The following is a 25090-nucleotide window of genomic DNA, read 5'->3' as shown; positions in this document are numbered from 1 at the left end:
CGCCCTCCCCGAAGGAGGGTCCGCGACCACCCCACACGAGCACGGAGACCCCATGAGCACCGAGAGCGAGCAGCAGAACGTGCTGATCGTCACCGGGATGTCCGGAGCCGGACGATCCACCGCCGCCAACGCGCTGGAGGACCTCGGCTGGTACGTGGTCGACAACCTCCCGCCGCAGATGCTGCGCCCGCTGGTGGACCTCGCCCAGCGCGCGGGGGACACCGTGCCCAAGGTCGCGGCCGTCGTCGACGTCCGCGGGCGCGACTTCTTCGCCGACCTCGGCGAGATCGTGCGCGAGCTGCGCGTCGGCGTCGATCTGCGCGTCGTCTTCCTCGAGGCCGCCGACGCCGCTCTCGTCCGCCGCTTCGAGCAGGTCCGCCGCCCGCACCCGCTGCAGGGGCGCGGCACGCTCCTCGACGGCATCTCCGCCGAGCGGACCCGCCTGGCGCAGCTGCGCGAGTCGGCCGACATCGTGATCGACACCTCCGACCTCAACCCGCACCAGCTCGCGACCACGATCACCACGCGGTTCGCCGAAGCCGGCCGCGCAGGGCTGCAGATCACCGTGATGAGCTTCGGCTTCAAGTACGGCCTGCCGACCGACGCCGACATGGTCGCGGATGCGCGCTTCCTGCCCAACCCGTACTGGATCCCGGAGCTCCGCCCGCACACCGGTCTCGACGAAGAGGTGAGAGACTACGTGCTGGCCCAGCAGGGCGCGGAGGAGTTCATCGACTCCTACTCGCGCGCCCTCCGGCCGGTGCTCGACGGCTACCAGCGCGAGAACAAGCGCCACGCGACCATCGCCATCGGCTGCACCGGCGGCAAGCACCGCTCGGTCGCCGTCGCCGGCCGCGTCGCGGCCCGACTGGCCGAGCTGCCGGGTGTCGCCGTCAACGTGGCGCACCGCGACCTCGGCCGAGAATGATCCCCGCGCGCTCCGCCGCGCTCCCGACGTAAGGAAAGAAGACTCCGTGGCCCTCACTGCAGATGTCAAGGGCGAACTGGTCGCGATCGTCTCGCGCAAGAACACCGTCCGTGCCGCTGAACTGGCGACCATCCTCCGCTTCTCCGGAGGACTGCACATCATCTCGAACCGCCTCGCGGTCGAGGTCGAGCTCGACTCCGCCCCCCTGGCCACCCGCGTCCGCCGCGACCTCGCCGAGCTCTACGGCGTCCGCAGCGAGGGCAGCATCGTGTCGGCCGGCGGCTCGCGCCGCACCACCAGCTGGCTCGTCCGGGTGGTCGAGGGCGGCGACACCCTCGCCCGCCAGACCGGCCTGCTCGATCAGCGCGGCCGTCCCGTCCGCGGACTGCCGAACCGGCTGACCACCGGCACCCGCGAGGAGCTCGCCGCCGTCTGGCGCGGCGCCTTCCTCGCGCAGGGCTCGCTCACCGATCCCGGCCGCTCGGCCGCGCTCGAGGTGATCTGCCCCGGCAACGAGGCGGCGATGGCGATCGTCGGTGCGGCCGGGCGCCTCGGCGTCCAGGCCAAGTCGCGCGAGGTGCGCGGCGTGCACCGCGTGGTCGTCCGCGACGGCGAGAGCATCAGCGCGATGCTCACCCTGATGGGCGCGACCTCCACGGTCGCGAGCTGGGAGGAGCTGCGCCAGCGCCGCGAGGTGCGGGCGACCGCCAACCGCCTGGTCAACTTCGACGACGCGAACCTCCGCCGCTCCGCGCAGGCCGCCGTCGCCGCCTGCTCCCGGGTCGAGCGCGCGATGGAGATCCTCGGCGAGGACATCCCCGAGCACCTCCGCTACGCCGGCCGCCTCCGGCTCGCCCACCGCGACGCCAGCCTCGACGAGCTCGGCCACCACGCCGACCCGCCGATGACGAAGGACGCGGTCGCCGGCCGCATCCGCCGCCTGCTCGCGATGGCGGACAAGCGCGCCACCGACCTCGACATCCCCGGCACCGACGCGAACCTCCCCGCCGAGCTCCAGGACCTCTGAGCCCCGCGCGAGCCGAAGGGCCGTCGGGCGCACGAACGCTGAGTGTCTCCTGGTTGAACGGAGGAAACGCTCCGAGTGCGGAGGGCGGCTCTCACTAGACTGGAAAGGTCGCTCAGGACACCCCGGCACACCCTCCCGCACAGCGGTGAGGGGCCGTGAGACCCGGCGGATCACTGAGGTCGACGACCACGAACAGGAGATCGCACATGGCTGACTACACGCTCGCCGAACTGCCCTACGACTACTCGGCTCTCGAGCCGCACATCAGTGGACGGATCATGGAGCTCCACCACGACAAGCACCACGCGACGTACGTGGCCGGGGCGAACACCGCCCTCGCCGCGCTGCAGGAGGCTCGCGACAGCGAGAACCTCGCGAACGTCAACAAGCTCCAGAAGGACCTGGCGTTCAACCTCGCCGGTCACGTGAACCACACCGTGTTCTGGAACAACCTCTCGCCCGACGGCGGCGACAAGCCGACCGGCGAGCTCGCCGCGGCGATCGACGAGAACTTCGGCTCGTTCGACAAGTTCAAGGCCCACTTCACCGCCTCGGCCCTCGGCATCCAGGGCTCCGGCTGGTCGATCCTGGCCTGGGACTCCCTCGGCCAGAAGCTGCTCATCGAGCAGCTCTACGACCACCAGAGCAACCACGCCGCCGCGACCGTGCCGGTCCTGCTGCTGGACATGTGGGAGCACGCCTTCTACCTCGACTACGTCAACGTGAAGGCCGACTACGTCAAGGCGTTCTGGAACATCGTGAACTGGGCGGACGTCTCCGCGCGCTTCGAGAAGGCCCGCCAGAACACTTCCGGCCTCCTGCTACTGTCGTAGCGATTCCGGCGTCCCGGGTCCCGATCCGGGACGCCGCTCTCGCAGCGATCCACACCCTCCACTGCACCGTCGAGGTGCCCTTCCTCTCCAGGAGATATCTGTGTCCGTCAAGATCGGCATCAACGGCTTCGGCCGTATCGGCCGTAACTTCCTCCGTGCGGCCCTCGCCAAGGGCAGCGACCTCGAGATCGTCGCGGTCAACGACCTCACCGACAACAAGGCGCTCGCGCACCTCCTGAAGTACGACTCCATCACCGGCCGCCTCGACGCGACCGTGGAGCTGGACGGCGACAAGATCGTCGTCAACGGCAAGCCGATCATCGTGCTCGAGGAGCGCGACCCCGCGAACCTCCCCTGGGGCGAGCTGGGCGTCGACGTCGTCATCGAGTCGACCGGTCGCTTCACCAAGTCGGAAGATGCGCGCAAGCACATCACCGCCGGCGCCAAGAAGGTCATCGTCTCGGCTCCCGCCACCGGCGACGACGTCTCGACCATCGTCCTCGGCGTCAACGAGGGCACCTACGACCCCCAGGTTCACGACATCGTCTCGAACGCGTCGTGCACCACGAACTGCCTCGCGCCCCTCGCCAAGGTCCTGCTCGACAACTTCGGCATCGAGCGCGGTCTGATGACCACGGTCCACGCCTACACCGCCGACCAGAACCTGCAGGACGGCCCGCACAGCGACCTCCGTCGCGCGCGCGCCGCCGCGGTCAACATCATCCCGACGTCGACCGGTGCCGCCAAGGCCCTCGGCCTCGTCATCCCCGAGCTCGTCGGCAAGCTCGACGGCTACGCGCTGCGCGTCCCGGTCCCGACCGGCTCGATCACCGACCTCACGGTCGAGCTGTCGAAGTCGGCCACGGTCGAGGAGATCAACGCGGCCTACAAGGCCGCCGCCGAGGGCGACCTCAAGGGCATCCTCAAGTACACCGAGGACCCGATCGTCTCGAGCGACATCGTCACCGACCCGCACTCCTCGATCTTCGACGCCGGCCTGACCAAGGTCATCGGCAACCAGGTCAAGGTCGCCTCCTGGTACGACAACGAGTGGGGCTACTCCAACCGCCTCGTCGACGTCGCCGAGCTCGTCGCCGGCAAGCTCTGAGTCACGACTCCGTGACGAGTGACACCGTGACGCTCCGCACTCTGGACTCACTGGGCTCCCTCGCCGGCACGCGCGTCGTCGTCCGCTGCGATCTGAACGTCCCCCTGAAGGACGGAACGATCACGGACGACGGCCGCGTGCGCGCGTCGGTGCCCACGCTCCAGCGGCTCGTCGCCGAGGGCGCGCGAGTCGTGGTCGTGAGCCACCTCGGCCGCCCCGACGGCGCCCCCGACTCGAAGTACAGCCTCGCGCCGGTCGCGAAGCGCCTCGGCGAGCTGCTGGAAGCCCCCGTCTCGTTCGCCGACGACACGGTCGGCGACTCCGCCTCCGCCGCGGTGGACGCCCTCGAGGACGGCCAGGTCGTCGTGCTCGAGAACCTCCGCTTCAACCCGGGGGAGACCAGCAAGGACGCGGACGAGCGCCGTGCCTTCGCCGAGAAGCTCGCCGCCTTCGGCGACGCGTTCGTCTCCGACGGCTTCGGCGTCGTGCACCGCAAGCAGGCGAGCGTCTACGAGCTCGCCCAGCTGCTGCCCAGTGCCGCCGGAACGCTGATCGCCGCCGAGCTCGAGGTCCTGGACCGCCTGACCGAGAAGCCGGAGCGCCCCTACACGGTCGTCCTCGGCGGCTCGAAGGTCTCGGACAAGCTCGGCGTGATCGACCACCTGCTCCCGCGGGTCGACTCGATCCTCATCGGCGGCGGCATGCTCTTCACCTTCCTCAAGGCCCAGGGCCACGAGGTCGGCAAGAGCCTGCTCGAGGCCGACCAGATCGAGACCGTCCTCGGCTACCTCGCGAAGGCGAAGGAGCTCGGGGTGGAGATCGTCGTCCCCACGGACGTCGTCGTCGCCTCGAAGTTCGGAGCCGACGCCGAGTACGTGACGGCCCCCGCCGACGCGATCGAGGACACCGCCTTCGGGGCGGACGGCCTCGGTCTCGACATCGGGCCCGACACCGCGAAGCGGTTCGCCGAGGTCGTCGCGGCCTCGAAGACCGTGTTCTGGAACGGCCCGATGGGCGTCTTCGAGCTCGAGCCGTTCGCGGCCGGCACGAAGGCCGTCGCCCAGGCCCTCACCGAGGTCGACGGACTCAGCGTCGTCGGCGGCGGAGACTCGGCCGCCGCGGTGCGCGCCCTCGGCTTCGAGGACGGGCAGTTCGGCCACATCTCGACGGGAGGCGGAGCCAGCCTCGAATTCCTCGAGGGGAAGCGCCTCCCCGGACTGGAGGTCCTCGGATGGCAGTGACATCCCGCACCCCGCTCATCGCCGGCAACTGGAAGATGAACCTGGACCACCTCCAGGCCATCGCCTTCGTCCAGAAGCTCGCGTGGAGCCTCAAGGACGCCGACCACGACTTCGACGGCGTCGAGGTCGCGGTGTTCCCGCCGTTCACCGATCTGCGCCCCGTGCAGATCCTCGTGGACTCCGACAAGCTGCCGCTCAAGTACGGCGCGCAGGACCTGTCGAAGTTCGACAGCGGGGCCTACACCGGTGAGATCTCCGGCCAGTTCCTCAAGCAGCTCGACTGCGACTACGTCATCGTCGGCCACTCGGAGCGTCGCACGCTCCACGGCGAGACCGACGTGGACATCGCGGCGAAGACGGCCGCGGCCGTCAAGCACGGCGTCCCGCCGATCGTCTGCGTCGGCGAGACCGCCGAGGACCTCGAGAAGCACGGCCCGTCCGCGGTGCCCGTCGCGCAGCTGAAGGAGGCCCTCACCGGCCTGCCCTCGGACGCCGACCTCGTCGTCGCGTACGAGCCCGTCTGGGCCATCGGCTCCGGACAGGCCGCCACGCCCGAGCAGGCCCAGCAGGTCTGCAAGGCCCTCCGCGACGTCGTCGCCGACATCCTCGGCGCCGACACCGCGGCGAAGACGCGCATCCTCTACGGCGGCTCCGTCAAGTCCGGCAACATCGCCGGCTTCATGCGCGAGCCCGACGTCGATGGCGCCCTCGTCGGAGGCGCCAGCCTCCAGGTCGAGGAGTTCGCCGCCATCGCAAGGTTCCGCAACCACGTCGGAGTCTGACCTACTGCGACGAGAAGGCGGGCCCGAGAGGGCCCGCCTTCTTCGCGTTGAAGCCCGAAATCGTCTCGGCGTCTTCGCATGAGGCGACAGGCTCGAGGTCGGCGTCGTCGGGCAGGTGAACGACCAGTCTCTCGGCGGCGAGGCTAACCGGTGATTCGCGTGCCAGCGAATCGACGTAGACGGTCGGGAGTCGCTCCACGGGAAGCGACCCCGTGATTAGGCCGACTGCGCCACGCCGCGCAGGGAGCGGCGTGGGAGTGGGCGCAGCTCGGGTCTGGCGGGCGCCCGAAGGGCGCGGGAAGGCGCCGCGACGAGGCCATCCCCTCCGCCCCTCACCAGAAGTCGCACCCCCCGCGTATACAGCGAGACGAACACAGGGCGACGCGATTCCCCGGGGGTTCGCAGGCGCCGTTATACTCGTCGAGGCGTGCAACGCGCCAGAACTTCGAAAGGTACCGCGTGGACATCCTCCAGGTCGTGCTCCAGGTCGTCCTGGGCATCACGAGCCTCCTGCTCACCATGCTGATCCTGCTCCACAAGGGGCGCGGCGGCGGACTGTCCGACATGTTCGGCGGTGGAGTCACCTCGAACCTCGGTGCCTCGGGCGTCGCAGAGCGCAACCTGAACCGCATCACCGTGATCCTCGGCCTCGTCTGGCTGGCCTGCATCGTGGTGCTCGGTCTCATCACCAAGTTCGACACCGGAGCATAGGGGTAAACGGAATGGCATCAGGCGGCAGTGCAATCCGCGGTTCGCGCGTCGGCGCGGGACCCATGGGCGAGCAGGACCGGGGCTACCACGCCGAGCGCGTCGCGGTCTCCTACTGGGACGCCCTCGGCAACGAGACGGTGCGCCACTTCTCGGCGGCCCTCCCCGAGGACGAGATCCCCGAGGTGATCGACTCCCCGCAGTCCGGTCTCCCCGCCGGGCGCGACCGGGCGAACCCGCCCCAGGTCGCGAAGTCGGAGCCCTACAAGACTCACCTCGCGTACGTGAAGGAGCGCCGCACCGAGGCCGAGGCCGCTCAGCTCCTCGAGGAGGCGCTGCAGCAGCTGCGCGCCCGCCGGGGCACCGCGACCCCCTCCTGAGCACCGCCGGCCGCAGGGCCGGAGCAACGACGAAGGGCTCGTCCTCCAGAGGAGGCGGGCCCTCCGTCGTTCCCGGACGAGCCGGGGGAGAGATCAGTAGCTCGGCGCGATCAGCGACTCGGGCACCTCGGCCGCGGCCTCCTGGTCGACGAAGAACACCGTGCGCTTGCGGCCGAACGCGCCGGCTGCCGGCACCTCGTTCGTGCTCGCACCCGCGAGGGCGAGCCCGAGTGCGGACGCCTTGTCGGCGCCGGCGAGGACCATCCAGATCCGGTCGGACTGGTTGATCAGCGGCAGGGTGAGCGTGAGGCGCTCGGGCGGCGGCTTCGGGGAGTTGCGGACCGCCAGCACTCCCGGCTGCGGGTGGCGGATGGCCGAGCGCTCCGGGAAGAGCGAGGCGATGTGGCCGTCGGGGCCGACCCCGAGGAAGGTGATGTCGAAGCGCGGGTAGTCGCGGCCCTCGGTCGCGTGCGCGCGGAGCTCGGCGTCGTAGGCGGCGGCCGCGCCGTCGAGGTCGAGGCCCTCGTCGGACGCGGGGTACGAGTGCACGTTCTCGGCCGGCACCTCGAGGCGCTCGAAGAGGTCGCCCGCCTGCACGTCGTTGCGGTCCTCGTGGCCGCGGGGCACCCAGCGCTCGTCGCCCCACCAGAAGTGGACGCGGGTCCAGTCGACGTTGCCCGCGGCGGAGGAGCCGCCGATCTCCTTGAGGGTCGCCGCCCCCATCGTCCCGCCGGTGAGGACCACGTTCGCCGTGCCCAGGTCGTCGAGGATGTCGATCGTCTTCGTCAGGAAGCGCGCGGCGACCGAGCCTGCGAGGGTCTGCTTGTCTCGGTGGACGAGCACACGGCGGTCAGTGGTCATCGGGGTCTCCTTCGGGTCGGTCGCCATCGGCGGATGGCCGTCTCCCCGGCCGCCGCGCCTGATGTGCAGGGTGCGGCGGCCGGGGAGTGCGGCGGTGTCAGGACGCGCTGCGAGCGTCGTTCTTCTCGGTGAGCATGTCCACACCGCGCGAGATGACTTCACCGTACAGGTCATCCGGGTCGAGCCTGCGCAGCTCCTCCGCCAGGCAGTCGCGGAGGCTCCGGCGCGGCAGGGAGATGTCGTGGACGGGCTGGTCCGGCTGCGTCAGCGTCGCGACGTTCGGGATCGAGCGCTCGAGCTCGATCACGCCGGACTCGCGGAAGAGGCGCACCCCGTGGATCCCGCTGGACCCGGTCGCGCTGATGGTGAGCTCGTGGTCGACGGGGATGTCGAGCTCGAGCTGCAGCCAGGCCGCGAGCAGGATCGTCGAGGGGGAGTCCGGCGCGCCGGAGACCTCGACGGCCGTGATCGGCTCGTACGGCGGCTGGTCGAGCACCGCGGCGAGCTGGGCGCGCCAGAGGGTGAGGCGGGTCCAGGCGAAGTCGGTGTCGCCGGGGGCGTAGGTCGAGGCGAGGTGGTGCAGAGCCTCGGCCGGGTTGGACTGCGCGGAGGCGTCGGTGATCCGGCGCGTGGCGATGCGGCCGATCGGCGACTTCGAGGCGCTGTCCGGCGCGCTGTTCGGCCACCAGGCGACCACGGGGGCGTCCGGGAGCAGGAGCCCGGTGACCAGGCTCTCCTCGTCGGTCGCCGCGTCGCCGAAGGGGCGGAGGACGACGACCTCGCTCGCGCCGGCGTCGCCGCCGACGCGGATCTGCGCGTCGACGCGCGGGGTGGCGTCGACGGGGACCGTCGTCAGCCCGTCGTCCTTCGAGACGACGATGACGCGCATCGGGTGCTCGCGGGACGCGTCGTTGGCGGCGTCGATCGCCTCCTCCTCCTGGCCACGCGAGGTCGCGATGATGAGGGTGAGCACGCGGCCGAGGGCGACGGCGCCGCCCTCCTCGCGGATCTTGACGAGGGTCTTCGAGACCTCGCTCGTCGTGGTGTCGGGCAGATCGACGATCACGGGCGCCTCCAGGTGCGGCCGTCGCGAGCGAGGAGCTCGTCGGCGGAATCGGGGCCCCAGGTTCCGGGGCGGTACTGCTCGGGCTGGCCCTGCGTGCTCCAGTACTCCTCGATCGGGTCGAGGATCTTCCAGGACAGCTCGACCTCCTCGTGCCGCGGGAAGAGCGGCGGCTCGCCGAGGAGGACGTCGAGGATGAGGCGCTCGTAGGCCTCGGGGCTCGCCTCGGTGAAGGCGTGGCCGTAGCCGAAGTCCATCGTGACGTCGCGGACCTGCATCCCCGCGCCGGGAACCTTCGAGCCGAAGCGCATGGTGACGCCCTCGTCGGGCTGGACGCGGATGACCAAAGCGTTCTGGCCGAGCGAGGTGGTCTGGCTCTCGGCGAAGAGCTGCTGCGGCGCGCGCTTGAAGACCACGGCGATCTCGGTGACGCGGCGGCCGAGGCGCTTGCCCGCGCGCAGGTAGAACGGCACACCGGCCCAGCGGCGGGTGCCGATGTCCAGGCGCATCGCGGCGAAGGTCTCGGTCGTCGAGGTGGGGCTCATGCCGTCCTCCTCGAGGAAGCCGAGCACCTTCTCGCCGCCCTGCCAGCCGCCGGAGTACTGCCCGCGGGCGGTGACGGTCGACAGGTCCTTCGGCAGGCGGACGGCCGCGAGGACCTTCTCCTTCTCGGCGCGGAGGTCCGCGGCGTCGAACGAGATCGGCTCCTCCATCGCGGTGAGGGCGAGCAGCTGCAGCAGGTGGTTCTGGATGACGTCGCGCGCGGCGCCGATGCCGTCGTAGTAGCCGGCCCGGCCGCCCACTCCGATGTCCTCGGCCATGGTGATCTGCACGTGGTCGACGTAGTTCGAGTTCCAGAGGGGCTCGTACATCATGTTGGCGAAGCGCAGCGCCAGGATGTTCTGGACCGTCTCCTTGCCGAGGTAGTGGTCGATCCGGAAGACGGAGTCCGGCGGGAAGACCGACTCGACGACCGCGTTGAGCTCGCGGGCGGTCTTCAGGTCGCTGCCGAAGGGCTTCTCGATGACGACGCGGCGCCACTGGCCGTCCTTCTGCTCCGCGAGGCCCGAGTTGCGCAGCTGCTCGGTGACCTGGGGGAAGGACTTCGGCGGGATCGAGAGGTAGAAGGCGAAGTTGCCGTTCGTTCCGCGCTCGCGGTCGAGCTCGTCGACCGTCGTCTTCAGGCGGCTGAAGGCCTCGGGGTCGTCGAACTCGCCCTGCACGAAGCGGATGCCCTGCGCGAGCTGCGTCCAGACCTCCTCGTGGAACTCGGTGCGGGCGTGCTTCTTGACCGAGTCGTGCACGACCTTCTCGAAGTCCTGGTCGTCCCAGTCGCGCCGGGCGAAGCCGACGAGCGCGAATCCGGGCGGCAGCAGGCCGCGGTTGGCGAGGTCGTAGACCGCCGGCATGAGCTTCTTGCGGGAGAGATCGCCGGTGACGCCGAAGATGACGAGGCCGCTCGGCCCCGCGATCCGGTTCAGCCGGCGGTCGAAGCTCAACCGCAGCGGATTGAACTCGGGAGTGATGTCCACAGACATGTGCAGTGTCCTTCTGTGTGCCGCGGGCCGGCGGAGCCGGCGCCTCGGCGCACTGCTATCGGTGACGGAGGGGGAGTGGTGACGCGTGCCCGCTCCGCTGAGGGCTTGCGAGCGCGGTCGTGGCGGACCGCGCGGACGACCGCGGGCGCGGCGCCCCGCCTCCGCGAGGAGGCCGGGACGCCGCGCCCGGCGGATCAGGTGTTGAGCGCCTCGAAGAGGGCCTCGAGGTCGGCCTCGGGGTCCGTCAGCGTCAGCGTCAGGACCGGGCGGCCGTGCTCGGCGAGCACGCTCGCGTCGCCCGCGGCCTGGGCCTGGATCAGCTGGCCGAAGGTGAACGGGCTCTCGGGGATCTCGAGATCCGTGCTCGCGCGCTCGGCGATCTGGAGGAAGACGCCGGTCGGCGCTCCGCCCTTGTGGTACTGACCGGTCGAGTGCAGGAAGCGCGGGCCCCAGCCGAAGGTGACGGGGCGCTGCGCCTGCGCGGCGAGGAGGTCGCGGACGCCCTCCAGCTGCGGCAGCGCGAGGCGGTCGACGTAGGCCTGGATCGACACGTAACCGCCCTCGCCCAGCTGGGCGAGGAGGCGGTCGACGGCGGCGGCGACGGTCGAGACGCCCTCGGTGACGTCCGACGTGCCGGTCACCTCGATGCCCGCGTCCGTGAAGGCCGGGGTCGCCGGCTCCGGGCGCTTCTCGAGCAGGGCCCGGGTCGCGACCTTCGCCGACTCGACGTCGGGCTGGTCGAACGGGTTGATCCCGAGCAGGCGCCCGGCGACCGCGACCGCGTACTCCCAGGTCAGCATCTGCGCGCCGAGCGAGCCGGACAGGAGGATCTCGCCCTCGTGCCGGTCGCGCGGGAACAGGTGCAGCGCGCTCGCGTCCTCGACCAGGCGGACGACCTGCACGTCGGCGAGGTCCTCCGACAGCTCGGGGGCGAGGGTGCCGAGGACGACGGGGAGGATGCCCGTGCCGTCCTTGCCGGTGGACTCGGCGATGAGCTGCTCGGCCCAGTCGGCGAAGCCCACGATGTGCGTGCCGTCGGCCACGATCGCGAGCTTGTCGCGACGGGGGCTGGTGGCGGCGATCGCGGCGCCGAGGAGCAGACCCGGGTTCTCCGGGGTGTCCACGGCCAGGCCGAGGGAGGCCTCCGCCGCCTCGTCGAGGAGGGCCTCGATGTCGGCGCCGGCGAGTCCGGACGGCACGAGGCCGAACGCGGAGAGCGCCGAGAAGCGGCCGCCGATGTTCGGGTCGGCGTTGAAGACCCGGTAGCCCGCCTCGCGGGACGAGGTGTCCAGCGGCGAGCCGGGGTCGGTCACGATGACGATGCGGTCGAGCGGGTCGATGCCGGCCTCGGTGAACGCCTTCTCGTAGGCCTTCTTCTGGCTGGCGGTCTCGACCGTCGAGCCGGATTTGGACGAGATGACGACCGCGGTCGACGCGAGACGGTCGTTCAGGGCCGCGAGGACCTGCCCGGGCGCGGTGGAGTCGAGCACGGTGAGCTCGACGCCGGCGGTCCGGGTGATGACCTCGGGCGCGAGCGAGGAGCCGCCCATGCCGCCGAGCACGATGTGGTCGATGCCCTTGGCCTGGAACTCCTCGCGGAGCGCCAGGATCTCGGGGATCAGCGGGCGGGAGACCGTGGTCGACTCGGTCCAGCCGAGGCGCTTCGCCGACTCCTCCTCGGCCGCCGCACCCCAGAGGGTGGGGACCTGGGCGGTGATGCCCGAGGCGACCTCGTCGGCGACGAGCTCCGGCACGACGCGGTCGGCGGCCTTCTCGGCGTCGCCGCTGAGGTGGATCTGGATCGTCATGCTCAGGCCTTCGCCTTCGCGCCCTCGAGCGCGGCGGTGACGGTGTCGAGCAGCTCGTTCCAGGAGACGACGAACTTCTCGACGCCCTCCTTCTCGAGCAGCTCGGTGACCTCGGCGTAGGAGACGCCCTGCGCGACGACGGCGTCGAGGACGGCGTTGGCGTCGGCGTAGGAGCCGGTCACCGTGTCGCCGGCGATGACGCCGTGGTCGAAGGTCGCCTCGAGGGTCTTCTCGGGCATGGTGTTGACGACGCCCGCGGCGACCAGCTCGGTCACGTAGAGGGTGTCGGGCAGGTCGGTCGACTTGACGCCGGTCGAGGCCCACAGCGGCCGCTGGCGGTTGGCGCCGGACTCCTGCAGGAGCAGCGCGCGCTCGGTGGCGAACGCCTCGACGAAGACCTCGTAGGCGAGCTGCGCGTTGGCGACGCCGGCCTTGCTCTTCAGCGCGAGGGCCTCGTCGGTGCCGACGGCCTCGAGGCGCTTGTCGATCTCGGTGTCGACGCGCGACACGAAGAACGAGGCGACGGAGTGGATCGTCGACAGGTCGATGCCGGCGTCCTTGGCCTTCTCGAGGCCGGCCAGGTACGCGTTGATGACGGCGCGGTAGCGGGCGAGCGAGAAGATCAGCGTGACGTTGACCGAGATGCCGGAGCCGATGGCCTCGGTGATGGCCTCGAGGCCCTCGACGGTCGCGGGGATCTTGATCATCGCGTTCGGGCGGTCGACCTTGGCCCAGAGGGCCTTGGCCTGCTCGATGGTGCCCTGCGCGTCGTGCGCGAGGCCCGGCTCGACCTCGATCGATACGCGGCCGTCGTAGCCGTTCGTCGCGTCGTAGATCGGGCGGAAGACGTCGGAGGCGGCGGCGACGTCGTCGGTGGTGATCGCGAAGACCGCGTCGGTCACCGAGGTGTCGGCGGCGGCGAGCTCCTCGACCTGCTCGTCGTAGGACTCGCCCTTGGCGAGGGCCGCGGCGAAGATCGTGGGGTTGGTCGTGACGCCGACGACGTTCTTCTCGTCGATGAGCTTCTGCAGCCCGCCGCTCGAGATGCGCGAGCGCGACAGGTCGTCGAGCCAGATGCTGACGCCGGCGGCGGAGAGGTCTGCGGTGGGGGTGTTCTCGGTCATGTCTCTTCTTCTCGCTAGATGGTGCGGGTCGGTGGGGAGTCGTGGGCCCGACGGCGAAGGCCGCGCCCGGGTGGACGCGGCCTTCGTGGTCAGGACGCCGCGAGCGACTCCTTGGCGGCGGTGATGGCCGCCTCGGTGGTGATCCCGAACTCGCGGAACAGGGTCTTGTAGTCGGCGGAGGCGCCGAAGTGCTCGATGGAGACCGAGCGGCCGGCGTCGCCGACGTACTTCTGCCAGCCGAGGCTGAGGCCGGCCTCGATCGAGACGCGCGCCTTCACGGAGGAGGGCAGCACCTTCTCGCGGTACTCGGCGTCCTGCTCCTCGAACCACTCGAGCGACGGGGCCGAGACGACGCGGGCGTTGACGCCCTCGCCCTTGAGCAGCTCGCGCGCCTCGACGGCGATCTGCACCTCGGAGCCGGTGGCGATGAGGATCACGTCGGGGGTGCCGTTCGGCGCCTCGGCGAGGATGTACGCGCCGCGGGCGACGTTCGACGCGTGGGCGAAGGTCTCGCCGGTGGCGTCGCCCTCTCCGCGCTCGAAGACGGGGATGTTCTGGCGGGTCAGCGCGAGGCCGGCCGGGCCCTCGCGGCGCTCCAGGATGGTCTTCCAGGCGTAGGCGACCTCGTTCGCGTCGCCGGGGCGGACGATGTCCAGTCCCGGGATCGCGCGGAGGGCCGCCAGCTGCTCGACCGGCTGGTGCGTCGGACCGTCCTCGCCGAGCGCCACGGAGTCGTGGGTCCAGACGTAGATGGCCGGCGCCTTCATGAGCGCGGCGAGACGGACCGCCGGGCGCATGTAGTCGGAGAAGATCAGGAAGGTGCCGCCGAAGGGGCGGGTGTTGCCGTGCAGGACGATGCCGTTGAGGATCGCGCCCATGGCGTGCTCGCGGATGCCGAAGTGCAGCACGCGGCCGCCCTTCTTGCCGGTCCACTCGTGGGTCGAGAACTCGCTCGGCACGAAGGAGCCGGCGCCCTCGATGGTCGTGTTGTTCGACTCGGCGAGGTCGGCGGAGCCGCCCCAGAGCTCGGGCACGACGCCGGCGAGGGCGTTGATGACCTTGCCGGACGCGGCACGGGTCGACACCTCCTTGCCGGGCTCGAAGACCGGGAGGGCCTCCTGGACGCCCTCGGGGAGGTCGCCGCTCAGGACGCGATCGAGCAGGGCCTTCTTCTCGGGGTTCGCGGTCGCCCACGCCTCGAGGGTCTCGTTCCACTCGGCGTGCTGCGCCTGGCCGCGCTCGACGGCCTTGCGGGTGTGCTCGAGGACCTCGTCGGCGACGTCGAAGGTCTTCTCGGGGTCGAAGCCGAGCACCTCCTTGAGGCCGCGGAGCTCGTCGGCGCCGAGGGCGGAGCCGTGGATCTTGCCGGTGTTCTGCTTCTTCGGCGAGGGCCAGCCGATGATCGTGCGCAGGATGATGAGCGACGGCTTGTCGGTCTCGCCCTTGGCGGCCTCGATCGCGGCGTGCAGCTCGGCGACGTCCTCGTGGTACTCGCCGGTCTTCTTCCAGTCGACGACCTGGACCTGCCAGTCGTAGGCCTCGTAGCGCGCCTTGACGTCCTCGGTGAAGGCGATGTTGGTGTCGTCCTCGATCGAGATCTGGTTGGAGTCGTAGATGACGACGAGGTTGCCGAGCTGCTGGTGGCCGGCCAGCGAGGAGGCCTCGCTGGTGATGCCCTCCTGCAGGTCGCCGTCGCCGGCGATGACGTAGACGAAGTGGTCGAACGGCGAGGTGCCCGCGGCGGCCTCGGGGTCGAACAGGTCGCGCTCGAAGCGCGCCGCGTAGGCGAAGCCGACGGCCGAGGCGAGACCCTGGCCGAGCGGGCCGGTGGTGATCTCGACGCCGTCGGTGTGGCCGTACTCGGGGTGGCCGGGGGTCTTCGAGCCCCAGGTGCGCAGCGCCTTGAGGTCGTCGAGCTCGAGGCCGTAGCCGCCCAGGTAGAACTGGACGTACTGCGTCAGCGAGGAGTGGCCGACCGACAGGATGAAGCGGTCGCGGCCGATCCAGGTGGCGTCGGACGGATCGCGGCGCATGACCTTCTGGAACAGGAGGTACGCGGCCGGCGCGAGGCTCATGGCGGTGCCGGGGTGGCCGTTGCCGACCTTCTCGACCGCGTCCGCGGCGAGAACCCTCGCCGTGTCGACTGCCTTCTCGTCAATGGAATCCCATTGCAGTTCTGACACTAGGTACTGACCCTTCTCGAGACGTGGGGCAGACGGGGACCGTCCGCCCTCTCGCATGGTGGAGCGCGCATGACGACTTCGACACGATGCTTCCGACGACGCCCCGTTCGGCCTCGCGCGACTGATCAGTCGGGCGGAACTCGGGTGCGGGCCGGGCGCTCTGGCGAGCAGTTCCGAGTATACGGAGGGGGGTGCGCCGGGGATCGGGGGTTGCGCCTCGCATATGTCGGCGTCCGATTGGACAAGCGTGCACTCCGGGCCCGCCCCCATCCGGCGCGCATTACACTCGTTCGGGATCATCGATCGTTAGAGGAGCAATGGACGTAGTCGCAGAGACCACCGCGATCGAGCGGGGAGGGCCCGTCCGGTCGCCCCTGTCGCGCAAGGTGAGGGCGTACGTCGCGCTGACGAAGCCGCGGGTGATCGAGCTTCTGCTCGTGGTCACCGCGCCCACGATGATCCTGGCGCAGAACGGGATCCCGAACCTGCTGCTGGTCCTCAACGTCCTCATCGGCGGGGCGCTCAGCGCCGGGTCGGCCGGCGCGTTCAACTGCTACATCGACCGCGACATCGACCGCGTGATGAAGCGGACCCGCAACCGCCCGCTCGTCACCGGCGAGGTCTCCGACCGGGAGGCGCTGGTCTTCGCGACCACGATCGGCGTGCTGTCGATCGTCTGGCTCGGCCTGACCGCCAACTGGCTGGCCGCGTCGCTCTCGCTCGCCGCGATCCTCATCTACGTGCTCTTCTACACGCTGTTCCTCAAGCGCCGCACGCCGCAGAACATCGTCTGGGGCGGCATCGCGGGCTGCATGCCCGTGCTGATCGGCTGGGCCGCGGTCACGAACTCGCTCGACTGGGCTCCGATCATCCTGTTCTCGGTCATCTTCCTCTGGACGCCGCCGCACTACTGGCCGCTCTCGATGAAGTACCGCGAGGACTACCGCGCCGCCGGCGTGCCGATGCTCGCCGTCGTCCGCGGGCGCAGCATCGTCGGTCTCCAGGTCATCCTCTACGCGTGGGCCACCGTCGCGTGCTCCCTGCTGCTCATCCCCGTCGCCGGGATGGGCGTCGTCTACACGGTCGTCGCCCTCGCGAGCGGTGTCTGGTTCATCGCCGAGACGCACCGCCTCTACAGCCTCGCGATCCGTCACGAGCACGTCTCGCCGATGCGCGTCTTCCACGGCTCGATCGGATACCTCACGCTGCTGTTCCTCGCCGTCGGCATCGACCCGCTGCTGCCGTTCTGATGGTGACGCCGTTCTCGTTCCTCGCCGAGCGGGTCACCCTGAGTCCCCGCGCCCTGCGCTGGGGGACGACGGCCGCCCTGGTCGCGAGCATCCTGATCATCTTCTTCGGCGGCGTCGTGCGCCTGACCGGCTCGGGCCTCGGCTGCCCGACCTGGCCCGCCTGCGACGCGGGCTCGCTGACCTCGACGCCCGAGCTCGGGATCCACGGCTTCATCGAGTTCACCAACCGCGCCTTCACCGGCGTGCTGATCGTCGCGGTCGGCTGGGCCATCACCGCGGCCCGGCTGCAGAAGCCGCGCGACCGCACGATGACCCGCCTGGCCTGGTCGCAGTTCTGGCTCGTAGTGGCGAACGCACTCGCGGGCGGCGCGACCGTGCACTCGGGCCTCAACCCCTACATCGTCGCCGGTCACTTCATGCTCGCGATCGCCCTGCTGACGACCACGGCGCTGACCTGGCACCGCGCGCACCGCTCGCAGTCCGTCGCGTTCGAGCCGGACGCGCTGACGCGAGGGGTGAGCATCGCGCTCGTCGCGGTGACGCTGGCCGTGATCGCCGTCGGCACCCTGGTGACCGGCACCGGTCCGCACGCGGGCGACTCGGCCGAGGTCCCGCGGATGCGGTTCCACTGGGAGAGCGTCACCGTCGTGCACGGGGTCCTCGGGACGGCCACGCTCGTGCTCGGCCTCGCGCTGCTGGTGCTGCTGGCGCGCGTTCCGGGCTCCGAGCTGGCACGGCGCCGCGTGATCACCTTCCTCGTCGTGGTGGGGGTGCAGGCGCTGGTGGGCGTCGCCCAGTCGCTCCTCGCCCTGCCGGAGGCGCTCGTCGCCGTCCACCTCCTCGGCTCCGCGTTCGTGTGGGTCGGTGCGCTGCGGGTCCTGCTCGACGTGAATCCGCGGCTCTTCACGGTGCGCGCTCAGCGTCGGCAGGCCGTCGAGGAGCTCGCGCCCGCGCTCTGACTCGGACGGTGGCCGGCTCGGGGGCCCTTCCCGCCCGACCGCAGGTGCCGGCGCAGCCGGACCAGTGCGAGCACGAGCCGCGGCAGCGGGAGGCACCGCGCGAGCGGCTCGGCCAACGAGCCGAAGTCGCGGGCGAGCTTCGGCTCCAGGCCGGTGCGCGCAAGCGCGAGGAGGAGGCGGGGAAGTGTCGGGATGCTGTCGTCGTTCGTCATGCGGACACTTCAGCACGGACCACCGACACGGGTGTGGTCATGCGGGTCTGGCGGCGCGGGCTCCGGTGCCCGGGCGACACCCAGGTGCAGAGGTTCCACTGGGAGCACGGCTTCCGTAGGATGAGTAGTTGGTTCAGGTTCGACGCGGGACGCGTCGGTCGCCGTGACGGCGAGACCCGGACCTCGGCCCGATGGAGCGCCACCGCAAGCCTCAGGACTTCCCGGGACGCACCGCTCCGCTCCGCCCATCGACTCGATGGCGTGATCGGCCCGGATGCGCTCCTCGGATCCCCCTCGGGGAATGACTCCGGAACCCGACCGGTTACCAGTGGGTAGGAAACGAGGTACTTATGTCAGACATCCTGATCGACCGCCCCGAGCTCGCGAGCCTGGGCGTCTACGAGTTCGGCTGGTCCGACTCGGACTCCGCCGGCGCCTCCGCGCGCCGCGGCATCTCGCCCGAGGTCGTCTCCGACATCTCCGCGCTCAAGAACGAGCCGGCCTGGATGCGCGAGCGGCGCATGAAGGCGCTCGCCCTCTTCGAGCGCAAGCCGATGCCCACCTGGGGCGCCGACCTGTCGGACATCGACTTCGACAACATCAAGTACTTCGTCCGCTCCACCGAGAAGCAGGCGCAGACCTGGGAGGACCTCCCGGACGACATCAAGAACACGTATGAGAAGCTCGGCATCCCCGAGGCGGAGCGCCAGCGCCTCGTCGGCGGCGTCGCCGCGCAGTACGAGTCCGAGGTCGTCTACCACCAGATCCGCGAGGACCTGGAGGAGCAGGGCGTCATCTTCATGGACACCGACACCGCCCTCCGCGAGCACCCCGAGATCTTCGAGGAGTACTTCGGCACCGTCATCCCGGCCGGCGACAACAAGTTCGCCGCGCTGAACACGGCGGTCTGGTCCGGCGGCTCGTTCGTCTACGTCCCCAAGGGCGTGCGCGTCGACATCCCGCTGCAGGCCTACTTCCGGATCAACACCGAGAACATGGGCCAGTTCGAGCGGACGCTGATCATCGCGGACGAGGGCAGCTACGTCCACTACATCGAGGGCTGCACGGCGCCGATCTACAAGTCGGACTCCCTGCACTCGGCCGTCGTCGAGATCATCGTGAAGAAGAACGCCCGCGTGCGCTACACGACGATCCAGAACTGGTCGAACAACGTCTACAACCTCGTCACCAAGCGCGCGATCGCTCACGAGGGCGCGACGATGGAGTGGATCGACGGCAACATCGGCTCCAAGGTCACGATGAAGTACCCGTCGATCTTCCTGGTCGGCGAGCACGCCAAGGGCGAGACCCTCTCCGTCGCGTTCGCGGGCCCCGGCCAGCACCAGGACGCCGGCGCGAAGATGATCCACATGGCTCCGTACACGCAGTCGTCGATCGTCTCCAAGTCGATCGCCCGCGGCGGCGGCCGAGCCGGCTACCGCGGCGAGGTCCGGGTGGACGCCAACGCGCACCACTCCGCGAACACGGTGCGCTGCGACGCCCTCCTGGTCGACACGATCTCGCGCTCGGACACCTACCCGGCGATCGACATCCGCGTGGACGACGTCCAGCTCGGCCACGAGGCCACGGTCTCGAAGGTCAGCGAGGAGCAGCTCTTCTACCTGATGTCCCGCGGCATGCCGGAGGACGAGGCCATGGCCATGATCGTCCGCGGCTTCATCGAGCCGATCGCGCGCGAGCTGCCGATGGAGTACGCCCTCGAGCTCAACAAGCTCATCGAGATGGGGATGGAGGGCAGCGTCGGCTGACGCTCGCCCCACCGGCCCCGAGGCCGCCCGAGTCGGGCGGCCAGCACCCTTCGAAAGGAACCACCGCCTGATGACGGTCCCCACGAGCGCCCCGACGTCCCCTGCGATCGACGGCGCGGACGCCGCCGCGCGCCTGGGCATCGCCGCGCACTCCGACGGGGCGTTCACGCCCGTGCAGACCCGCTCCGAGCGCTTCGCGTCCACCGACGTCGACGCCTTCGAGACGGTCACCGGTCGCGAGATCGCCTGGAAGCTGACCCCGGTCGCCCGCCTCGGCGACCTGATCGACGGCCCCCTCGACGGCTCGCCGACTCCGCTGGAGTCGGCGGCGGTCGAGGGCGTCGACGTCTCCTGGGTCGGTCGCGACGACGCGCGGATCGGCACCGCCGGCCTCCCCGAGGACCGCGCCGCCGCGAACGCCTGGTCGCAGTTCGAGCAGGCGCTCTCGATCCGGGTGACCGGCGAGGACGAGAAGGTCGCGACGCTCGTCCGCACCGGTCTCGGCTCCGCTCCCCGTGCCGCGCACACGATCATCGAGGCCGCGCCGTACGCGCGCGGCGTCGTCGTGCTGCAGAACGAGGGCGAGGCGACTCTCGCCGAGAACGTCGAGGTCCTCGTCGGCGAGGGCGCGCAGCTGACCATCGTCACGCTGCAGGAGTGGGCCGACGACGCCCGCCACCTCGCGAACCACTTCCTCCGCGTCGGCCGCGACGCGAAGGTCAAGCACATCGTCGTCACCCTCGGCGGCTCGATCGTCCGGGTGAACCCCTCGGCGCACCTCGTCGAGCGCGGCGCCGACGGCGAGCTCCTCGGCCTGTACTTCGCCGACGGCGGCCAGCACCTCGAGCAGCAGGTCTACGTCGACCACGACGCCCCCGACACCCGCAGCCGCGTCACCTACAAGGGCGCGCTGCAGGGCCAGGGCGCGCGGACGGTCTGGATCGGCGACGTGCTGATCCGCCAGAGCGCGAACGGCACCGACAGCTACGAGCAGAACCGCAACCTTGTCCTCTCGGACGGCACGCGGGCCGACTCGATCCCGAACCTCGAGATCGAGACCGGCGACATCGCCGGAGCGGGCCACGCCTCGGCGACCGGCCGCTTCGACGACGAGCAGCTCTTCTACCTGCAGTCGCGCGGCATCCGCGAGGACGAGGCGCGCCGCCTGGTCGTCCGCGGCTTCCTCAGCGAGATCGTGCAGCAGATCGGCGTGACCGAGCTCGAGGACCGCCTCCAGCTCGCGATCGAGGCCGAGCTGGCCGGCAGCGCCGGGCAGACCGGCGCGTACATGCCGGAGGTGTCCGCATGAGCGACGCCGCGAAGATCTGCGCCGCCTCGGAGCTGATCCCCAATCAGGCCGTCCGCTACGTCGTCGACGGCATCGCCATCGCGATCGTGCAGGACACGGCCGGCGAGATCCACGCCATCGGCGACACCTGCACGCACGGCGAGGTCTCCCTCGCCGAGGGCTTCGTCGAGGACGACACCCTCGAGTGCTGGGCCCACGGCTCGGCGTTCTCGCTGCGCACCGGCGCCCCCCTAAACCTGCCGGCCTTCGAGCCGGTTCCCGTCTTCGTCGTCGAGGTCATCGACGGCGACGTCTACATCGACCCGACCGTCACGAAGGAAGTCTGAATGTCCGTTCTCCAGATCAGCGATCTCCACGTCAGTGTCGAGACCGAGCAGGGGACCAAGCAGATCCTCCGCGGTGTCGACCTCACCATCAACCAGGGTGAGATCCACGCCGTGATGGGCCCGAACGGGTCCGGCAAGTCCACCCTCGCGTACACGATCGCGGGCCACCCGAAGTACCACGTCGACGGCGGCTCGATCACCCTCGACGGCGTCGAGGTCCTCGACATGACCGTCGACGAGCGCGCTCGCGCCGGCCTCTTCCTCGCCATGCAGTACCCGGTCGAGATCCCCGGCGTGACCAACACCAACTTCCTCCGCACGGCCAAGACCGCGATCGCGGGCGAGGCGCCGGCGATCCGCACCTGGACCAAGGACGTCAAGAAGGCCATGGCCGACCTGCGCATGGATCCGTCCTTCGCGGCGCGCAACGTCAACGAGGGCTTCTCGGGCGGCGAGAAGAAGCGCAACGAGATCCTCCAGCTCGAGCTGCTCGCCCCGCAGTTCGCCGTCCTCGACGAGACCGACTCCGGCCTCGACGTCGACGCGCTCAAGATCGTCTCGGAGGGCGTCAACCGCGCCCACGCCTCGACCGGCCTCGGCGTCCTGCTGATCACGCACTACACGCGGATCCTGCGCTACATCCAGCCCGACTTCGTGCACGTCTTCGTCGCCGGCCGGATCGCCGAGCAGGGCGGCAAGGAGCTCGCGACCCGCCTCGAGGACGAGGGCTACGACCGCTTCCTCGCCCCGGCGACGGCCTGATCATGGCGGTCACCACGCTCGACCCGAAGCTCTTCGACCAGGTCGAGGAGGCGCTCAAGGACGTCATGGACCCCGAGCTCGGCGTCAACGTCGTCGACCTCGGCCTCATCTACGACCTGGGCTGGGACGACGAGAACGACGCCCTGGTCATCCACATGACGCTGACGTCGGCGGGCTGCCCGCTGACGGACGTGCTCGAGGAGCAGACCGCGGAGTCGCTCGACGGCGTCGTGGAGGCGTTCCGGATCAACTGGGTCTGGATGCCGCCGTGGGGTCCGGACCGGATCACCGAGGACGGCCGCGACATGATGCGCGCCCTCGGCTTCTCGATCTAGAGCCGCGCCGCTCGATCGGCGTCAGGTACGGGGAAGGGCCCGGAGGATCATCCTCCGGGCCCTTCGCCGTGCGTGCGGGGCGGGTCAGCCCTTGCGGCGGCCGAGCATCGCCCACGTGGTGGGCAGGAGCGCGGCGGCCAGCAGGATCTTGAGGGTGTCGCCGACGAGGAAGGGCACGAGGCCGGCGGTCAGCACCGAGCCGAGGTCGGCCGGGTAGCCCATCGAGCCGAGCGCGGTGGCGAGCCAGGGGAGTCCGACCAGGTAGATCGTGGCGGTGCCCGCGAGGAAGGTCACGGCGGTGCCGACGACGCGGCGGTCCCACTGGCGCTGCGCGAGCCATCCGGTGACGATCGAGGCGAGGACGAAGCCGACGATGTAGCCGCCCGTCGGGCCGGCCAGGACGGCCCAGCCGCTCGAGCCCTCGGTGAAGATCGGGGCGCCGAGGGCGCCGACGAGCGCGTAGACGCCCATCGAGAGCGCGCCGCGGAGGGCGCCGAGCGTGGTGCCGACGAGCAGGACGGCGAAGGTCTGGCCCGTGATCGGGACCGGCCACATCGGGATGTACAGCTGCGCCATGCCGGCCGTGAACGCGGCGGCGGCGAGGACGAGCACCAGATCGGTGACCAGCGAGCGGGTGAGCAGCCGGTCCGCCAGGACCGGTCGCGACGGGGCGAGAGAGTAGCTGGACATGTCTGTTCTCCAAAGACCGTGTCGCCCGAGAGCGAGGAGCGAGCGCGTCCGCGGTGAGCGGACGTGGATCCGCCCCGCGGCTCAGGAAATATACTAGGGGGCTGCCGCTCCGCGGCCTCTTGCCCCACACCTCCCGAACCGAACGCCATTTCTTGGCGGGAACGGACAGCACAGTGCTCAGCGTGCACGACCTCGAACTCCGAGTCGGCGCCCGACTCCTGATGGAGAACGTGTCCTTCAGAGTCGGCGACGGCGACAAGGTCGGCCTCGTCGGCCGCAACGGCGCGGGCAAGACGACGCTGACCAAGGTCCTCGCCGGCGACCTCATCGCCGCGAAGGGGTCGGTCGACCGCGGCGGCGAGATCGGCTACCTGCCGCAGGACCCGCGCTCCGGCGACCCGGAGGAGCTGGCGCGCACGCGCATCCTCGACGCCCGCGGCCTCGGTCAGCTGGTGCTGGGCATGCAGGAGGCCACCGTCGCGATGTCGAGCAGCGACACGGCCGTCAGCGAGGCCGGGATGAAGAAGTACGGCAACCTGACCGACCGCTTCCTCTCGCTCGGCGGATACGCGGCGGAGGCCGAGGCGGCGTCGATCGCGAGCAACCTGAACCTGCCGGACCGGATCCTCGACCAGCCGCTGAAGACGCTCTCGGGTGGTCAGCGCCGCCGCATCGAGCTCGCCCGCATCCTCTTCTCCGACGCGCAGACGCTCATCCTCGACGAGCCGACCAACCACCTCGACGCCGACTCCGTGGTCTGGCTCCGCGAGTTCCTGAAGAACTACCGCGGCGGCTTCATCGTGATCAGCCACGACATCGAGCTGGTCGGCGAGACCGTGAACCGCGTCTTCTACCTGGACGCCAACCGCCAGGTCATCGACGTCTACAACATGAACTGGAAGAACTACCTCCGCCAGCGCGCGGCCGACGAGGAGCGCCGCAAGAAGGAGCGCGTCAACGTCGAGAAGAAGGCCGGGGCACTGCAGCTGCAGGCCGCGCGCTTCGGCGCGAAGGCCTCGAAAGCCGCGGCCGCGCACCAGATGGTCGCCCGCGCCGAGCGGATGCTCAGCGGCCTCGAGGAGGTCCGCGCCGTGGACCGGGTCGCGAAGCTCCGCTTCCCGACCCCGTCCGCCTGCGGCCGGACCCCGCTGCAGGCGCAGAACCTCTCGAAGAGCTACGGCTCGCTCGAGATCTTCACCTCCGTCGACCTCGCGATCGACCGCGGCTCGAAGGTGGTCATCCTCGGGCTGAACGGTGCGGGCAAGACGACTCTGCTGCGCATCCTCGGCGGCGTGGACGCGCCGGACACCGGCGTGATCGAGGCAGGCCACGGGCTGCGCATCGGCTACTACGCCCAGGAGCACGAGACGATCGACGTCAAGCGCTCGGTGCTGGAGAACATGGTCTCCTCGAGCCCGAACCTCACCGAGACCGAGGCCCGCCGCGTGCTGGGCTCGTTCCTCTTCACCGGCGACGACTCGCACAAGCCGGCCGGCGTCCTCTCCGGCGGCGAGAAGACCCGCCTCGCTCTGGCGATGATCGTCGTCTCGGGCGCCAACGTGCTGCTGCTGGACGAGCCCACCAACAACCTGGACCCGGCCAGCCGCGAGGAGATCCTCGACGCGCTCGCGCACTACGAGGGCGCGGTCGTCCTGGTCAGCCACGACGAGGGGGCCGTGGAGGCGCTCAACCCCGAGCGCGTGCTGATCATGCCCGAGGGCACCGAGGACCACTGGACCGCGGACTACCTCGACCTGATCATGCTGGCCTGACCCGCGGCGTCCAGGGATCCCCGAGTCCCGGCGCCGTGGGTCTCGATACGCCGCGTGCCGCGGCTACTCGACCAGCATGTGGCTCACGTGGGTCCCGATACACCGCGTGCCGCGGCTACTCG

Annotated in this window: 23 protein-coding genes; 16 read left to right on the top strand and 7 right to left on the bottom strand. The window is 70.4% G+C overall.

The genetic code is table 11. The features are described 5' to 3' along the window. The first annotated feature begins 52 nt into the window (after positions 1-52). The 8 genes from rapZ (at position 53) to EDF45_RS08545 (ending at position 7007) form a co-directional block, all read left to right on the top strand. On the top strand, positions 53-928 hold the full coding sequence (rapZ, locus tag EDF45_RS08585) for an RNase adapter RapZ (RefSeq protein ID WP_123446264.1): 876 nt from the start codon (positions 53-55) through the stop codon (positions 926-928). Between the two features lie 46 nt (positions 929-974). Further along, on the top strand, positions 975-1955 hold the full coding sequence (gene whiA, locus EDF45_RS08580; protein ID WP_123446265.1) for a DNA-binding protein WhiA: 981 nt from the start codon (positions 975-977) through the stop codon (positions 1953-1955). A gap of 206 nt (positions 1956-2161) precedes the next feature. After that, positions 2162-2788: a superoxide dismutase gene (locus tag EDF45_RS08575; RefSeq protein ID WP_123704313.1), complete on the top strand. Its 627-nt coding sequence runs from the start codon at positions 2162-2164 to the stop codon at positions 2786-2788. 100 nt (positions 2789-2888) lie between these two features. Beyond that, positions 2889-3896, top strand: a complete 1008-nt coding sequence (gap, locus tag EDF45_RS08570) for a type I glyceraldehyde-3-phosphate dehydrogenase (protein WP_123735796.1) — start codon at positions 2889-2891, stop codon at positions 3894-3896. 26 nt (positions 3897-3922) lie between these two features. Continuing rightward, positions 3923-5137, top strand: a complete 1215-nt coding sequence (locus EDF45_RS08565; RefSeq protein WP_123735795.1) for a phosphoglycerate kinase — start codon at positions 3923-3925, stop codon at positions 5135-5137. Then, on the top strand, positions 5128-5919 hold the full coding sequence (gene tpiA / locus EDF45_RS08560; RefSeq protein ID WP_123735794.1) for a triose-phosphate isomerase: 792 nt from the start codon (positions 5128-5130) through the stop codon (positions 5917-5919). The genes EDF45_RS08565 and tpiA overlap by 10 nt, the downstream gene beginning before the upstream one ends. A 459-nt stretch (positions 5920-6378) precedes the next feature. Next, positions 6379-6630, top strand: a complete 252-nt coding sequence (secG, locus tag EDF45_RS08550) for a preprotein translocase subunit SecG (RefSeq protein ID WP_123733087.1) — start codon at positions 6379-6381, stop codon at positions 6628-6630. 11 nt (positions 6631-6641) lie between these two features. Further along, entirely contained in the window at positions 6642-7007 is a 366-nt protein-coding gene (locus EDF45_RS08545; RefSeq protein ID WP_123446271.1) for an RNA polymerase-binding protein RbpA, read from the top strand. A gap of 93 nt (positions 7008-7100) precedes the next feature. Here the strand turns inward: EDF45_RS08545 and pgl are convergent, their stop codons facing one another. From pgl to tkt, 6 genes are all read right to left on the bottom strand, one after another. Beyond that, complete coding sequence (gene pgl / locus EDF45_RS08540) at positions 7101-7868, bottom strand: 6-phosphogluconolactonase (protein ID WP_123735998.1); 768 nt, start codon at positions 7866-7868, stop codon at positions 7101-7103. Positions 7869-7965: 97 nt separating this feature from the next. Then, the gene (locus tag EDF45_RS08535; RefSeq protein WP_123735792.1) at positions 7966-8934 is read right to left on the bottom strand and encodes a glucose-6-phosphate dehydrogenase assembly protein OpcA; all 969 of its coding nucleotides are present in this window, start codon (positions 8932-8934) and stop codon (positions 7966-7968) included. Next, positions 8931-10469, bottom strand: a complete 1539-nt coding sequence (zwf, locus tag EDF45_RS08530) for a glucose-6-phosphate dehydrogenase (protein WP_123446273.1) — start codon at positions 10467-10469, stop codon at positions 8931-8933. Before zwf ends, EDF45_RS08535 begins: the two co-directional genes overlap by 4 nt. 194 nt (positions 10470-10663) lie before the next feature. Beyond that, positions 10664-12277, bottom strand: a complete 1614-nt coding sequence (locus tag EDF45_RS08525) for a glucose-6-phosphate isomerase (protein WP_123735791.1) — start codon at positions 12275-12277, stop codon at positions 10664-10666. Positions 12278-12279: 2 nt separating this feature from the next. After that, on the bottom strand, positions 12280-13401 hold the full coding sequence (gene tal, locus EDF45_RS08520) for a transaldolase (RefSeq protein WP_123735790.1): 1122 nt from the start codon (positions 13399-13401) through the stop codon (positions 12280-12282). 89 nt (positions 13402-13490) lie between these two features. Next, a complete protein-coding gene (gene tkt, locus EDF45_RS08515; protein WP_123735789.1) occupies positions 13491-15584 on the bottom strand; it encodes a transketolase in 2094 nt (697 codons plus the stop codon). A gap of 317 nt (positions 15585-15901) precedes the next feature. On the opposite strand from tkt, the gene EDF45_RS08510 reads away from it, so the two are divergent. The 7 genes from EDF45_RS08510 to EDF45_RS08475 all read left to right on the top strand — a co-directional run bounded on the left by EDF45_RS08510 (position 15902) and on the right by EDF45_RS08475 (position 22506). Then, the gene (locus EDF45_RS08510; RefSeq protein ID WP_123735788.1) at positions 15902-16834 is read left to right on the top strand and encodes a heme o synthase; all 933 of its coding nucleotides are present in this window, start codon (positions 15902-15904) and stop codon (positions 16832-16834) included. Then, positions 16834-17793: a heme A synthase gene (locus EDF45_RS08505; protein ID WP_207901647.1), complete on the top strand. Its 960-nt coding sequence runs from the start codon at positions 16834-16836 to the stop codon at positions 17791-17793. The genes EDF45_RS08510 and EDF45_RS08505 overlap by 1 nt, the downstream gene beginning before the upstream one ends. A 562-nt stretch (positions 17794-18355) precedes the next feature. Beyond that, positions 18356-19774 carry a Fe-S cluster assembly protein SufB gene (gene sufB, locus EDF45_RS08495; protein ID WP_123446280.1) on the top strand — a complete coding sequence of 473 codons (1419 nt, stop codon included), beginning with the start codon at positions 18356-18358 and terminating at the stop codon, positions 19772-19774. A 70-nt stretch (positions 19775-19844) separates the two neighbouring features. Next, positions 19845-21083 carry a Fe-S cluster assembly protein SufD gene (gene sufD, locus EDF45_RS08490; RefSeq protein WP_123735786.1) on the top strand — a complete coding sequence of 413 codons (1239 nt, stop codon included), beginning with the start codon at positions 19845-19847 and terminating at the stop codon, positions 21081-21083. After that, the gene (locus tag EDF45_RS08485; RefSeq protein ID WP_123735785.1) at positions 21080-21409 is read left to right on the top strand and encodes a non-heme iron oxygenase ferredoxin subunit; all 330 of its coding nucleotides are present in this window, start codon (positions 21080-21082) and stop codon (positions 21407-21409) included. Before sufD ends, EDF45_RS08485 begins: the two co-directional genes overlap by 4 nt. Continuing rightward, positions 21410-22171, top strand: a complete 762-nt coding sequence (gene sufC / locus EDF45_RS08480; protein WP_123446283.1) for a Fe-S cluster assembly ATPase SufC — start codon at positions 21410-21412, stop codon at positions 22169-22171. It abuts the gene before it with no gap. A gap of 2 nt (positions 22172-22173) precedes the next feature. Then, positions 22174-22506, top strand: a complete 333-nt coding sequence (locus EDF45_RS08475; protein WP_123446284.1) for a metal-sulfur cluster assembly factor — start codon at positions 22174-22176, stop codon at positions 22504-22506. Between the two features lie 84 nt (positions 22507-22590). Here the strand turns inward: EDF45_RS08475 and EDF45_RS08470 are convergent, their stop codons facing one another. After that, a complete protein-coding gene (locus EDF45_RS08470; protein WP_123735784.1) occupies positions 22591-23196 on the bottom strand; it encodes a biotin transporter BioY in 606 nt (201 codons plus the stop codon). Positions 23197-23369: 173 nt separating this feature from the next. Between EDF45_RS08470 and EDF45_RS08465 the strand changes: the two genes are divergently transcribed. Continuing rightward, a complete protein-coding gene (locus EDF45_RS08465; RefSeq protein ID WP_123733093.1) occupies positions 23370-24968 on the top strand; it encodes an ABC-F family ATP-binding cassette domain-containing protein in 1599 nt (532 codons plus the stop codon). The last annotated feature ends 122 nt before the right edge of the window (positions 24969-25090 follow it).

The sequence above is a fragment of the Rathayibacter sp. PhB186 genome, assembly GCF_003751825.1.
GTDB lineage: Bacteria > Actinomycetota > Actinomycetes > Actinomycetales > Microbacteriaceae > Rathayibacter > Rathayibacter festucae.
Note: the sequence above shows the minus strand (reverse complement) of the source record. Positions and strands in the feature narration are given on the sequence as shown.

What these genes read in the sequence shown, in the direction of transcription:
- rapZ (WP_123446264.1), top strand. Translation starts at nt 53, where the DNA reads ATGAGCACCGAGAGCGAGCAGCAGAACGTGCTGATCGTCACCGGGATG.
- EDF45_RS08575 (WP_123704313.1), top strand. Translation starts at nt 2,162, where the DNA reads ATGGCTGACTACACGCTCGCCGAACTGCCCTACGACTACTCGGCTCTC.
- tpiA (WP_123735794.1), top strand. Translation starts at nt 5,128, where the DNA reads ATGGCAGTGACATCCCGCACCCCGCTCATCGCCGGCAACTGGAAGATG.
- EDF45_RS08545 (WP_123446271.1), top strand. Translation starts at nt 6,642, where the DNA reads ATGGCATCAGGCGGCAGTGCAATCCGCGGTTCGCGCGTCGGCGCGGGA.
- pgl (WP_123735998.1), bottom strand. Translation starts at nt 7,868, where the DNA reads ATGACCACTGACCGCCGTGTGCTCGTCCACCGAGACAAGCAGACCCTC.
- zwf (WP_123446273.1), bottom strand. Translation starts at nt 10,469, where the DNA reads ATGTCTGTGGACATCACTCCCGAGTTCAATCCGCTGCGGTTGAGCTTC.
- EDF45_RS08525 (WP_123735791.1), bottom strand. Translation starts at nt 12,277, where the DNA reads ATGACGATCCAGATCCACCTCAGCGGCGACGCCGAGAAGGCCGCCGAC.
- tal (WP_123735790.1), bottom strand. Translation starts at nt 13,401, where the DNA reads ATGACCGAGAACACCCCCACCGCAGACCTCTCCGCCGCCGGCGTCAGC.
- EDF45_RS08510 (WP_123735788.1), top strand. Translation starts at nt 15,902, where the DNA reads ATGGACGTAGTCGCAGAGACCACCGCGATCGAGCGGGGAGGGCCCGTC.
- EDF45_RS08505 (WP_207901647.1), top strand. Translation starts at nt 16,834, where the DNA reads ATGGTGACGCCGTTCTCGTTCCTCGCCGAGCGGGTCACCCTGAGTCCC.
- sufB (WP_123446280.1), top strand. Translation starts at nt 18,356, where the DNA reads ATGTCAGACATCCTGATCGACCGCCCCGAGCTCGCGAGCCTGGGCGTC.
- sufD (WP_123735786.1), top strand. Translation starts at nt 19,845, where the DNA reads ATGACGGTCCCCACGAGCGCCCCGACGTCCCCTGCGATCGACGGCGCG.
- EDF45_RS08485 (WP_123735785.1), top strand. Translation starts at nt 21,080, where the DNA reads ATGAGCGACGCCGCGAAGATCTGCGCCGCCTCGGAGCTGATCCCCAAT.
- sufC (WP_123446283.1), top strand. Translation starts at nt 21,410, where the DNA reads ATGTCCGTTCTCCAGATCAGCGATCTCCACGTCAGTGTCGAGACCGAG.
- EDF45_RS08475 (WP_123446284.1), top strand. Translation starts at nt 22,174, where the DNA reads ATGGCGGTCACCACGCTCGACCCGAAGCTCTTCGACCAGGTCGAGGAG.
- EDF45_RS08470 (WP_123735784.1), bottom strand. Translation starts at nt 23,196, where the DNA reads ATGTCCAGCTACTCTCTCGCCCCGTCGCGACCGGTCCTGGCGGACCGG.